Below are 12,331 nucleotides of genomic sequence, written 5' to 3' on the forward strand. Positions count from 1 at the left end.
CTACCCCCTCAAATTAGCAAAATAATTCTCAATCTTAGAGCCTAGCTGATTAAGCTTTTCTAACTTATCATTCTCAACATTATATTTCATCTGACTTATTTCATTTAATAAATCAGAATTATAAATCTTTTTATATGAAATGCCATCTTTTAGGGCTTGTTCACTTAAGTTGTTATATTTATCAATAATGTCTAACATCATAATTTGCTTATCTACAGGTACATATTTATCAACTGCATTATAAGCGTTTTGTTGCAAAAATCCGTTTCTAATTAGGGCAGCAACATCGAGAATATTTTTCTGCTCATCAGATAAGGCATCAGATCCAACTAGCATCATAATTGATTTAACTTCTTCTTCAGAAATCAAAACATTCATAAGCTTATTTCTTATAGAAATAATATCTGAATTGTAATGCTCTTTGTAATAATCTTGCATTTTTTCCAGATAATTAGTATATGATGTTAACCAATTTATAGCTGGATAATGTCTTGAATAAGCAAGCTTTCGATCCAAACCTAAAAATACATTTACGCTTCTTCTTGTAGCTTCTGTAACTGGCTCAGAAAAATCTCCACCTGATGGAGATACAGCTCCTATTAGGGTAACAGATCCCTTAGTTCCATTTAAATTTTCAAAATAACCAGCTCTCTCATAGAATTTTGAAAGTCTACTAGCAAGATAGGCTGGATAACCTTCTTCTGCTGGTATTTCTTCAAGCCTTGCTGATATTTCTCTAAGAGCTTCTGCCCACCTTGATGTGGAGTCTGCCATAAGAGCAACATCATAACCCATATCCTTATAATATTCTGCTATAGTTATACCTGTGTAGATACTTGCTTCTCTCGCTGCTACTGGCATATTAGATGTATTTGCTATAAGAATTGTTCTTTGCATCAAGTCTTTGCCAGTATTCGGGTCTATAAGATCAGGGAATTCTTCTAGTACTTGGGTCATCTCATTTCCCCTCTCACCACAACCGATATAGACAATTATGTCAACATCAGAATATTGGGCAAGTTGGTGTTGGAGCATAGTTTTACCTGTACCAAAACCACCTGGAATTGCAACAGTACCACCCTTTGCAATAGGGAAAAATACATCCAAAACTCTTTGACCTGTAACAAGTAGGTTCTTTAAGCTGAGAGCTTTCTTAACAGGTCTAGGATTTCTAACTGGCCAATACTGATAAAGCTTAAGCTCATAAACACCTTCATCATTTTCTACTTTAAGTATAGTATCTTCTAGCTTATATTTGCCATCTTCTTTTGCTTCTATTATTTCACCATCAAAACTTGACATAAGTCTATGCTCTATTACTTCAGTTTCTTTAATAGTAGCATAAATATCAGCTTTTCTTATCTTATCGCCCTTTTTAAATTTGATTTTAACATCCCATTCTTTTTCCAAATCTAGATTATCAAAACCAATACCTGATGGAATAAAAGCTCCATGCTTATCCATAATATGTTTAAGAGGTCTTTCAATACCATCAAACATATTTCCCAATAAACCTGGACCTAGTCTAACAGAAAGAGGCATTGATGTAGAAATAATATCCTCTCCCACTTTTAGACCTGATGTATCCTCATAAACCTGAATGGTAGCAAAATCGCCCTCAACAGAAATAACTTCTCCGATTAGCTTTAAATTTCCAACCGACACCATCTCTCTGATTTTAAGATTTCTTGCATTTTGAGCATAAACAACAGGTCCATTAATTGTTTTAATTATTGGATTCATTAAAACGCTCACTTTCAAGAACTTGGTATAATTTCTTACCAAATTCATATTTTCTATCTCTTATTCTCTCTTTATAGCTAAAGTTATATCTAAACTCATTATTTATATCTTTAAGTATAAAGCCACCAATGTAAGTCTTATCAATCGCTTGTTTATTTTTAAAATCTATTAAATCTAAGTCATCATGAAGGACACATACAACAATTTCATCTTCAGACAAATTAAGTGCTTTCATCATTTTCTTAATATCTTCTTGTAAAGATTTTTTATATGCATCAGTTTTTTTATAAGCTCTTAGTTTAGTGATTAATCTATTATAAAAATCATCAAGCAATTCTTCTCTATAAGCATAGAAATCATTTTTTTCTTCTTGCTTTATTTTAGAGATTTCTTCATTTTTTCTTATTTTTAGAAAGTTTTTTCTATCTTTTATTTTTTCTTCAAATTCTTTATTTCTTTGTTTATTTTTATCGTCTATATAGGATGAATTTTTTTCAGTTGATAAGAATAACTCATTATCAGTTTTTAATTTTTCTTCATCCCAAACCATCTTCCTAAAACTTGATAGTTTTGCTTCTAAGTCTAGCATATTTTATCCTTTCAGCCATCAATAATTACAATCAAAGGCATTGAGTAATCTCTTCTATAATTATCTATCCTATTCATGTTTTTATTATAAACTGACCTTGTAATTATCAATATGGCAAGATTCTCATCCTTGTACGAATTTTTAAATTCCACTTCAAAATTTTGATCTCCAACCAAGCTTGCTTCAATTGCGCCAAGGCGGAACATTGTTAGCAAGCTGTTTGAGTCAGTTAGAATCTTTGCTTTCATTTTATGCGTTTAGAATCATGATAGAAATAATAACACCAAAGATAGCGATACCTTCAGCAAGACCAACGAATATGATTGTCCTACCAAGGATAGATTGGTCTTCAGAAATAGCTCCAAGTGCTGCTGAACCTACTGTACCTACAGCATATCCAGTACCAATAGCAGCAAGTCCTGTTGAGAGTGCTGCACCAATATATTTAAGTCCGTCAGAAGCTGCTGCGGCTGTTGCTGCAGTCTCTGCTGCTTTTGAACCTGTAGGAATCATAAGTACAACAATCATTAACATTACTGGCACAAAGGTAAATAAATTCATCTTTAATGCTTTTCTAATTTTAGATTTTGATGGGTCTTCGTTGTTTTTTAATAGGTACAAACCTGAATAAATTGTTATTATTACTACTGCAAGTGCAAGTAGTGCTGTGTATTTAATCATAATATCTCCTTTTATTTTCTTTCTTTAACTGGTCTAAATTTACGACCATTTCCTTGGTAATATTTACTAAACATTTCATAAAACTCTAATCTTAAACCCTGGATAAAAACTATCATGCCTTCAAGACCAATAATAAGTATGTTACCTAAGATTAAGATAATTAAACCTTTTATACCACCACCAGCTATTTTACTCATAACTTCAAAAGCCATATACAAGCCTACGTGGTTTATAGCAAAGGCTCCTACCCTTGTAAAAGAAACAAGGTTTGAGAATACTGAAAGAAGTGCTTCTATAATTGAAAATGAACTTTCAACATAATAATCAAAGGCACTTGATTCAAAAATTTCATCTCTTTTTTCAATCTTTGCCGCAATTGGTTTTGAAAAAATTATCATAACTATTGAAGCAATTAATAAAGCAAAGCCTACGCTAATAGGCATTGGGTTTACCTTTACAATATTAAGGATAATCAAGACAAAAGAAATCATCATCATAAGGCCTGCAATGCCTTCCTTGCCAAAGATACCTTCCTCAATATTATTTTGCTTTACTAACTTGTTATAAATGCCCATACAATAGGCTATTACAAGTAGTCCAATACCAAATGCAACAGATGCAATAAGAACTTTCATTATATTATCAAATGGTTTTATCAAAATAGCTGGTATAAGAGTTTCTATACCAAATACTGAACCATACATCAAACCAAAGAAACATGCTGAAAATCCGACCCTTCTGATAAGAGCTCCGAATGTTTTGTCTTTTTTGTCGACTAAAAAACTTAATAACACAAATACTAAACCTTGTCCAAGGTCACCAAACATCATTCCATATAGGAGCATGTAAGATACTGCGAAAAATGGAGTTGGATCTATTTCATTATAATTAGGAGCGCCATACATGTTTACTAAAAATTCAAAGGGTCTAAATAATTTGTTATTTCTTAGCTTAGTGGGTGGTTCTTGATTATATTTTTTTTTTACTTCAACATTAGTCTTATCATATTTCTTGGATAAATTCTCAAATTCTTTTACTTTTGAATTTGGAACCCAACCTGTAAGGTATAAATATTTTTCACCCTTTGCCATTTTACTGATGATATCTTCACTCTTTTCGTAATATTCAACAGTGCTTGGAAGAGATTCAAAAGTTTCCTCATTATTTTTTTTGAAATTTTCGATTTCATTTTCCAATGAGTCTAATTCTTGATTAACTTCACTTAATTTGCTTTCTATTGAGTCAAGATTTTCATCAGGAAGCTTTTTATCGATAAAGCCCATTGTATTAACAGCTCTACCTATATCCTCACTAACTTGTTTTGGATAGACTAACAAATAATTTTCTTTTGAATTTTTAATTTTATCTGTCATTGCCATCCCCCTCGATGATTTTGTTAAACGCATTATCTACAAGTAAATCTACTTTTTCTTTATACAAGCTTTCTATGTGATTTTTTCTATCAGAAAAAGAATTCTTTATTTCTAGAGCTTCTTTTTTGATTTTTTCGTCATTATTTGCATTTAAGTTTGCTACTTCACTTGAAAGCTTTTCAAAAAATGTTTGATCAATCTTATTAGCTACTCTTAAGCTCTCAGATTTTTCATTTTCAATTATTTCATCGACACTTTTTCTTCTTTGACTAGTCTTATTATCAAGCTCAATCAAAGTATTTAATGCATCAGCACTTTTTACAGCTTCATCATCTAAGTGAATAATCAATGATGGTATATTTTCATAATTGTTTTTCAATATAAATCTACCGTCTTTGGTAACATCACCGTATCTAAAATCGAAATAATTTAAATGCTTAATCTTTTCAATATCAACATTAGCTTTAGTAAGAATCTCTAAATTATTTTTGTAAGTTAATAATTTATCCTTTTCTTCTACAAGCTCCTCTCGTCTTTTAATCATTGGCTCAAGTCTAGTATATAATCTTTCGAGCTCATCCTTGCTAATAACTTTGGATATTTCACCAACTTCTTCATCATCGCTGATGTCGAAAAATCTCTTTAAATAATTCAACTTTTCAAGTTCTTCTTTAGAAAGCCCATGAAAACTCGTAATATTATTCATATCCTCGGTTAGTTCGACGTTCTCACTACTAGCCTTGACAGAGAAAGCTCTACTAGCCACTTGACCAAAAGCATCAATCGGTTCGATTTGACCTATATTAATAACATCTTTTAGTAAATCAGTAAGATTTTCCAACCTAGATGTTATATTAACAAGGTTCATTTTTTCTACTGCCATATCTACCTTCCTATTAACAATTCTCTCTTCTGATTATAGTCATACTTCTCATCCATTTCCAAAATAGAAACTATATTTTTTATATCAAGATACAAAAGATTTATAGCAGAAACAACATAAAGTATGTCGCAATTGTCGTTGATTATTTCATCCCTCGAATTTTTCCATCTTTTATCTTGTATTCTTTTATAAACCAAGTTTTCGTCTTCAAAAATATTTTTATACCTACCATCAGAAAAATACTCTATAAATTCTTCCTTATTTAGATTAGATATCTCTCTAAGTCTTTCTGCATTAAACAGATATCCACCCTCTATAAGGTAGTTAAAAACTTCATTATTATTTATTTCAAAAAATGATTTTAACCTGTAAAGCATCTCAAAATTCAATAAATTAATTTCTTCAGCTAAATATTTGTTGATATGCTTATACTCACTATTAGGAAATTTTTCGCTAATTTTTAATAAAGCCCTGTAGTACAACTTTATAAGCGCATTAGAAGATAAAAATATCAACTCGTCTTGATCCATATTTTCATTTAAAAATGGTTCAAGAACTCTTTTTATATGATTATCTTTAATTGAGTTTACAAAATCATTTAGAGAAAAATTAGGCAGAAGTTCCATTCCTTCAAAAAATGGACTATTAATAAAGTATTTATAGTTATCTTCCAAAGACTTATTTAAGATACTCGTAATTATTTCCTGTATCAAATAGATTTTATAAATTGAAAAATACAATTGATAAAATTTCTTTTCTAAGCCTCTTAAAAAGAACTCGATAGATTTTTCTTGTTTATAGAAATGATTATATAATTTTTCTTCTATAACAAGCTTGTTATCATTTTCATCTAAAAATTCATAGTTCTTCTTAAGATAAGAAATTTTTCTTGCTAAATCATTCTCGTTTATAGTTCTTTCAAGCAAATAATCATCTAAAAGTTTCCCTAATTTTGCCTTAGCTTTTACAGAAACATCTTTCATAAAACCTCCTTCCTACCACGGTATATTGTACCCAATATTTTTTTAAAAAAAAGCTTTTAAAATACTAATTATGAATCATATATAATGTTTAACATCCAATATTTCTATTGCCATAGAACAATATGAGCTATTAACTTTATTCTACTAAATCTCCAGAGATAGTAAAAGATGTATTTCCAGTGATTTTTACCTTAACAAATTCCCCAATCAGACTCTTATCTGCTTTAACATGAACCAATTTATAGTCGTCAGTTCTGCCAGTTAAGACCTCTGGATTATTTTTACTTTCTGATTCCAATAAAACTTCTACAGTTTTTCCTATATATGTTTGATTTTTTTCATTAAAGATTGGATATAATAAGTCTAAAAGTTTATCAAACCTTGCTTGAACTATATCATCATCAATTGGAGTTAACTTTGCCGCTCTAGTTTTTGGTCTTGGTGAGTACTTAAAAGTGAAGGCTGTATCATAACCAACTTCCTTACAAACCTTAAGTGTTTGTTCAAAATCTTCCTCAGTTTCAGTAGGATAGCCTACAATAATATCAGTAGAAATTGCTATTTCTGGAATCTCTTCCTTTAATTTCCTCGCTCTTTCTAAATATTTTTCCTGAGTGTATTTCCTGTTCATATCCTTAAGCACCTTATCAGATCCAGATTGTAATGGTAGGTGGAAATATTTACATATATTATCATTTCTTTTGATAACCTTGATTAATTCATCAGATAAGTCTTTAGGATGACTTGTTGTAAACCTTAATCTTTTAAGATTAGGAATTTGCGCTACTTTTTCAAGCAATTCTGGAAAAGTGTGATTAAAGTCAGCCTTGTTACCATAGGAATTAACATTTTGTCCAAGAAGAGTTATTTCCTTATAACCTTGGTTAACTAGGTATTCAACTTCTTCTATTATTGATGAAGGTCTTCTTGATTCTTCCCTTCCTCTAGATTCAGGAACTATACAATATGAACAAAAATTATCGCACCCTGTCATTATGTTTACATAGGCTTGGAAATGATTTGGAGTGTTGTATTTTACAAAATCATCTTTTACATTATCGGTAGATACATCAACAACTCTTTCTCCTGTTTCTAGATACCTAAAAATTAAATCGGATAAAGAATTTATATTTTTTGTTCCAAAAATAATATCTACTTCCCTATGTTTATCTATTATAACCTGTCTTGCTACTTCTGTTTGCATCATACATCCTGATACGGCTATAATTTTCTCAGGATGACTTTCTTTTATTTTTTTAAGAGATGATACCTGACCATAAAGTTTTAATTCAGCGTTTTCTCTTACCAAACAGGTATTAAATAAAATGAAGTCTGCTTTCTTTCTATCCTCTTCATAAACATATCCTAAATCTTCTAGGATATAGGATATCCTTTCAGAATCGTGTTCGTTCATCTGACAGCCGAATGTCGTGATATTATAGGTTTTTCCCTTAAAATAATCTTTATATTTTTCTAGTTTCTTACTTACCATGCTACTCCTTAAGTAAAAAAAGAGATGATCTAAGTCATCTCCTTTTGATTCTAATTTTACTCAGCGTCTTCTTCGATTGATCCTAATAAATCATCTGATCCTTGTGCTGATAAAGCTTGTGCTAGCATATCACCAAGGTTATTATTTAAATCATCATCACCGAAAGCTATTGAATTATCTCTTTCAACTTTTCTTCTTGGTTTGTCATTTGTTTTAGCTTGTGGTCTTGGTTTTCTTTCTGGTCTTTCTGGAGCTTCTTTAAGAGCCTTAATTGAAAGTCCAACCTTTTCTTCATCCTTGTCAATTGAAATAATCTTAACTTCAATTGTATCACCAACGTTTAATTCATCTGATGGTTTTTCCACGTGGTCCCAAGAAATTTCTGAAACGTGTACAAGTCCTTCAACACCGTCAGCAACTTCAACAAAAGCACCAAAATCAAGTAAGTTTACAACCTTACCTTCAACAACGTCACCAACTTGGTGTTCGTTTACAAATTTTTCAAATGGTTTTTCGATAAGTTGTTTACGACCAAGAGAGATTCTGTTTTTCTCTTTGTTTAGTTTTAAAATCTTAACTTCGATTTCATCGCCAACATTCAAAACATCTGATGGATGTTCAACTCTTGTCCAAGCTATATCAGAAACGTGAAGTAGACCATCAAGACCATTAACTTCTACGAATGCACCAAAATCTGTAAGTCTTGCTACCTTACCCTTAACTACTTGACCTTCTTCAAGCTCATCCCAAAGGTCATCTAGCTCTGCTTCTAATACATCTTTTCTAGATAAAACAAGTCTATTTTTTCTTTCATCGATGCTTATGATCTTAAGATCCCATTCTTCACCAACGAATTTCTTTAAATTTTTAACAAAGTATGTTGCTATTTGGCTAGCTGGTACGAAACCATTGACGCCATTAACTTCAACAGTAAGGCCTCCCTTATTAAAGCTTATAACTTTACCATGAACTAATTCTTCATTTTCAAATTTATCAGATAGTTCTTTCCAAGCTTTCATTCCTTCTACTCTTCTTGTAGAAAGGGAAACATTACCCTCACCATCATCTAGTTTAATTACGTAAACATCGATGTCAGCACCAACTTCAAAACTGTTTTTTGGATCTTTTTGTTCTTCTTCAGTCATTTCATCTAGTTTAACAATACCATCTGCACGATATTGAATGTCAACAAATACTTCATCATCTTTAACGTTGATTACTGTACCTGTGATTACCTCTTTTGGGTAAATCTTTCTTAAACTATTCTCCAGACTGTTCATAAATTCTTCTTTTGTGAATTCATCCATACTACTTACTACCTCCTCGATAATCGACTCAGGCGTAGACGCTCCTGCGATTATTCCTAATTTTTTAAATTTAGAGAGCTTTTGCAAAGGTAGATCTTTAACAGTTTCAATCCTAAAAACATTTTTACAAAACATACTAGCTACTTGGTATAGCTTATTCGTATTAGAACTATTAAAACCACCAACAACAATCATGCAATCCACTTGACTTGCCAGTTTTTTAGCAGAGTCCTGCCTTAATTTTGTAGCATTGCAAATTGTGTTTTCTATTACTACACTATCATTATTTTCTTCTAACTTGTTAGCAATATTTCTGAAAAACTCTAACCTATTTGTAGTTTGGCTTACCACATATAGCTTATCGTAATTCTTAATATTTTTTGCTTCAGTCTCATCTTTAACTACTATACCATGTTTTATGCAAGAGTCCATAGCAATTATTTCAGGATGTGTATTATCACCTACAATTATAACCTGGTAACCATCTTTTTCCTTTTGAATAATTTTTTTATAAATACTATTTAGGACTGGACAAGTCGCATCGTAAAGTTCATTTCCATTTTCGATTAGCTTATCTTTAAAATTTTTATCCTCACCATGAGCTCTTATCACAATCAAGCTATCTTTTATATTCAAAGCTTCATCATGGTCAATCACAGTAAGTCCTCTTTTGCTAAAAGATTCGACAAGTTGAGGATTATGGATTAAGGGACCCAAGCAGTAAACAGTTTTATTACTATCCAAAGCTTTTTCTGCAAGTTCTACGCTTCTTTTTACACCAAAGCAAAAACCTGAATTTTCAGCAATTATTATTTCCATTTTTTTCACTTTCTATTATATCTCTATGGTCATATATGGCATAGAATACCTCATCGCTAATCATCTTCATTGCCTCTTTATTTTTAATGTCAGCATATTTTTCAATAGCAATAGGCTCTTTGACATAAATATCAACACTAGAAAATAATTTATAACTTGTTACTATTTCAATAGGTAGGATATCTGCCTTTGCTTTTAGAGCGATGAACCCAATTCCTTCGTGCATATTTTCCCTTGATATTTTCTTTACCCTAGTTCCCTCAGGGAAAATGCCAAGAGTTTTGCCATCTTTTATGAGTCCAATTGCATATCTAAGAGCTTTTAAATCATTTCCCTTTCGGTCTATGGGAAAAACGCCAGCCGCTTTTAAAATATTTCTTAAGACTGGTATTTCAAAAAGTTCTTTTTTGGCCATAAAGTTAAACTTTATGGGGAGATTAAGGGCTAGAAAAAAAGGGTCAAGGTTAGACCAATGGTTCGCACAAGCAATTATATCGGTCTTTTCAGGAATATTTTCCCTGCCATTGACTCTTACCCTATAAAAAGGAAAAAATAAGACCCTCAATATGGCGACAACAACCCTATAAAACATCATTTTTCTCCATTAAAGATAAGATTTCATTAACTGTTTGGTCAATATTTAAGTTTGAGCTATCAACGACAATGGCGCCTTCGGCAACTTTCAAAGGTGAAACTTTTCTGTTTGAGTCATAGTCATCTCTTTTTATTATTGCTTTTTCTATTTCATCTATTGTCATATCAGATTCGCCTTGGTCAAAACGTCTTTTAGCTCTTGTTAACGCAGAAGCAGTTAGATAAAATTTATATTTTGCATCAGGGAAAACCACACTTCCGATATCCCTACCATCAAGAATAAATGAAGTGTTTTCTGCAATTTTTCTTTGTAGGTCTACCATTTTTTCCCTTACATAATCTCTAGCGGAGACCCAAGAAACATTAGCTGTAACTTGATCATTCCTCAATCTATCAGTGACATCTTCATCATTTAAAAACAGTTTGTTGTCTCTAAAGTCAATTGTGATTTCATCTAATAAGTCTTTTAAAATTTTGTCATCAGTATTTTCTCCAAAGCCCTTATCAAGAAAATACTTTGTAACAGCCCTATACATAAGGCCTGTATTTAAGTATTCAATATTTAATTTTTTTGCCAAGATTTCTGATACGGTTGATTTTCCAGATCCACTTGGGCCATCAATTGCTATTATATATGTCATGTGTTCTCCTTAATGTAAGTCCCGGCTGAATATGCTGTGCTAAAACAAATTTGTAAATTAAAACCACCTGTAAGACAATCTATATCCAGGATTTCGCCTGCAAAAAATAAACCCTCTACTAATTTTGATTGCATATTTTTTGGATTTAACTTAGTTACATCTATTCCGCCTCTAGTTACAACTGCAGATTCAAACGACCCTAGTCTATCAAATTCAAGATCAAAATCTTTAATTTTTTCAATCAATGATTTTCTATCTTCTTTTGTAAATTCACTTGATTTTTTTCCTAAATTCAAATTATTTCGTCTAAATATTTCATCAAGTAAATATGGATTTAAAAGGGTCTTTAATGCGTTTCCAACACTTTTCTTCGAGTTTTCACCCAGTAAATTTAGAATTTGCTTATCTAAATCATTATAAGTTAGATTTGGATAAAAATCTATAGACACCTTGCTTATTTTTTTATCTCTCATATAAGAACTTGCCTTAAGCGCAGCAGGTCCAGTTAAGAAATTAGCATTAATAAGAAGATCACCTTCGACTGAAACATTATCTTTATCTGTTAATATATTTATTTTTATATTCCTAAAAGACTGGGCTTTAAAATTTATCTTGTCCTTTATAAATATAGGTACAAGAACCGCTTTAGGCTCAATGATTTCATGCCCTAACTTTCTTGCAAGTTTATAACCAATTCCATCAGAGCCTGTTTTAGGGTAAGATTTTCCACCTGTAGCTATAATTAAATAATCAAATTCGTAGGTTTTTCCATTTTGATCGGTGAGATAAAAATTTTTATCCTTATATACCTTATTAATTTTTGTATTAGTTATAAGATTTATAGACTTCTCTTTAAGCTTAGCTTCAAAAAACTTTACAATATCTATCGCCTTCTCAGATTTCGGAAAAACTCTACCATCTTCCTCTATGATTGTTTCTATCCCATTTTTATTTAAAAAATCAATCATAGAAAAATTATCAAAATTCGTAAAGGCAGAATAAATAAATTTCTTATTTGTAACGACATTATCTAAGAAATCTTGATAGTAAGCAGCATTCGTAATGTTACATCTGCCACCACCAGTCATGAGGAGTTTTTTACCAATTTTCTCATTAGTTTCAAAAACTGTAACTATATTATTTTCATTCTTTGCTCTTATAGCAGCCATCAACCCCGCAGGGCCTGCACCAATTATCCCAATTTTTTTCATATTTATCCCACAAAA

The 12,331-nt window shown here is 31.2% G+C and carries 12 protein-coding genes; all 12 read right to left on the reverse strand.

Annotated elements, in window-relative coordinates; genetic code table 11:
• Window positions 1-1,743 carry a V-type ATP synthase subunit A gene (locus tag HMPREF1630_RS04845; RefSeq protein ID WP_037327579.1) on the reverse strand — a complete coding sequence of 581 codons (1,743 nt, stop codon included), beginning with the start codon at window positions 1,741-1,743 and terminating at the stop codon, window positions 1-3.
• Window positions 1,727-2,332, reverse strand: a complete 606-nt coding sequence (locus HMPREF1630_RS04850; RefSeq protein ID WP_037327580.1) for a V-type ATP synthase subunit E family protein — start codon at window positions 2,330-2,332, stop codon at window positions 1,727-1,729. Before HMPREF1630_RS04850 ends, HMPREF1630_RS04845 begins: the two co-directional genes overlap by 17 nt.
• Before the next feature lie 11 nt (window positions 2,333-2,343).
• Window positions 2,344-2,580: a V-type ATP synthase subunit F gene (locus tag HMPREF1630_RS04855; RefSeq protein WP_004827556.1), complete on the reverse strand. Its 237-nt coding sequence runs from the start codon at window positions 2,578-2,580 to the stop codon at window positions 2,344-2,346.
• A 1-nt stretch (window position 2,581) separates the two neighbouring features.
• Window positions 2,582-3,013, reverse strand: coding sequence for an ATP synthase subunit C (locus HMPREF1630_RS04860; RefSeq protein WP_004827557.1), 432 nt, complete (start codon window positions 3,011-3,013; stop codon window positions 2,582-2,584).
• Window positions 3,014-3,024: 11 nt separating this feature from the next.
• On the reverse strand, window positions 3,025-4,392 hold the full coding sequence (locus tag HMPREF1630_RS04865) for a V-type ATP synthase subunit I (RefSeq protein WP_037327583.1): 1,368 nt from the start codon (window positions 4,390-4,392) through the stop codon (window positions 3,025-3,027).
• A complete protein-coding gene (locus HMPREF1630_RS04870; protein ID WP_037327586.1) occupies window positions 4,376-5,269 on the reverse strand; it encodes a V-type ATP synthase subunit I domain-containing protein in 894 nt (297 codons plus the stop codon). Before HMPREF1630_RS04870 ends, HMPREF1630_RS04865 begins: the two co-directional genes overlap by 17 nt.
• A 2-nt stretch (window positions 5,270-5,271) precedes the next feature.
• Window positions 5,272-6,252, reverse strand: a complete 981-nt coding sequence (locus tag HMPREF1630_RS04875; RefSeq protein WP_004827560.1) for a V0D/AC39 family V-type ATPase subunit — start codon at window positions 6,250-6,252, stop codon at window positions 5,272-5,274.
• A gap of 136 nt (window positions 6,253-6,388) precedes the next feature.
• Window positions 6,389-7,744 carry a tRNA (N6-isopentenyl adenosine(37)-C2)-methylthiotransferase MiaB gene (miaB, locus tag HMPREF1630_RS04880; protein WP_037327588.1) on the reverse strand — a complete coding sequence of 452 codons (1,356 nt, stop codon included), beginning with the start codon at window positions 7,742-7,744 and terminating at the stop codon, window positions 6,389-6,391.
• A gap of 56 nt (window positions 7,745-7,800) precedes the next feature.
• A complete protein-coding gene (locus HMPREF1630_RS04885; RefSeq protein ID WP_037327591.1) occupies window positions 7,801-9,870 on the reverse strand; it encodes a bifunctional 4-hydroxy-3-methylbut-2-enyl diphosphate reductase/30S ribosomal protein S1 in 2,070 nt (689 codons plus the stop codon).
• Entirely contained in the window at window positions 9,851-10,465 is a 615-nt protein-coding gene (locus tag HMPREF1630_RS04890; RefSeq protein WP_331279817.1) for a lysophospholipid acyltransferase family protein, read from the reverse strand. The genes HMPREF1630_RS04885 and HMPREF1630_RS04890 overlap by 20 nt, the downstream gene beginning before the upstream one ends.
• On the reverse strand, window positions 10,452-11,105 hold the full coding sequence (cmk, locus tag HMPREF1630_RS04895; protein ID WP_037327596.1) for a (d)CMP kinase: 654 nt from the start codon (window positions 11,103-11,105) through the stop codon (window positions 10,452-10,454). The genes HMPREF1630_RS04890 and cmk overlap by 14 nt, the downstream gene beginning before the upstream one ends.
• Entirely contained in the window at window positions 11,102-12,316 is a 1,215-nt protein-coding gene (locus tag HMPREF1630_RS04900) for a BaiN/RdsA family NAD(P)/FAD-dependent oxidoreductase (RefSeq protein ID WP_037327691.1), read from the reverse strand. Before HMPREF1630_RS04900 ends, cmk begins: the two co-directional genes overlap by 4 nt.
• Window positions 12,317-12,331 lie beyond the last annotated feature (15 nt).

The organism is Anaerococcus lactolyticus S7-1-13, assembly GCF_000758765.1.
Lineage (GTDB): Bacteria > Bacillota > Clostridia > Tissierellales > Peptoniphilaceae > Anaerococcus > Anaerococcus lactolyticus.